Annotated in this window: 1 protein-coding gene; it reads right to left on the reverse strand. The window is 51.7% G+C overall.

The genetic code is table 11. The annotated features are described in order from the left end of the window. The coding region (locus QJ48_RS08710) for an RNA-guided endonuclease TnpB family protein (RefSeq protein ID WP_157261567.1) at window positions 1–551 on the reverse strand (551 nt) is incomplete at both ends.

The raw sequence follows: 551 nt of genomic DNA on the forward strand, positions 1-551 counted from the left end.
ACCTGCAAATCTTCCAGACAGATCGTTTGGTTTTCACGGATCCACTTGGTCGAGAGCTGATGTAGAAAGTCTTGCCGAGCGTTAGCGATTCGCTCATGTATGCGAGCGACTTTTTGCTTCGCTTTTAGATAGCCCGATCCACCTTTCAGTCGACGAGACAAACGTCGCTGCCAAAACGCAAGTTGCTTTTCGTAGGTGCGCAGGTGCTTGGGATTCGGAACGTTTTCTCCGCTGCTGCAAACGGCAAACGACTTGATGCCGAGGTCTATGCCGATGGCGGTATCAACGTGAGGAAGCGGCTGGATGTCTACTTCACACAGGATCGAAACGAAGTACTTGCCTGTGCCGTTTCGACGCACCGTAGCAGACAAGATCCGTCCTTCGATTTCACGGGACTTGGCAAAGCGCACCCATCCCAGCTTCGGAAGTTTCAGCAGATCGCAGGCAACGGCAATATTGCCGTTCGTGAACTTCGTGGTGTAGCTTTGGACGGGATTGCGTTTGCTCTTGAAACGAGGCGGATCGTTTTGCTTTCGAAAGAAGCGATCAAA

The organism is Paenibacillus sp. A3, from assembly GCF_001399685.1.
Taxonomy (GTDB): Bacteria; Bacillota; Bacilli; order Paenibacillales; family NBRC-103111; genus Paenibacillus_G.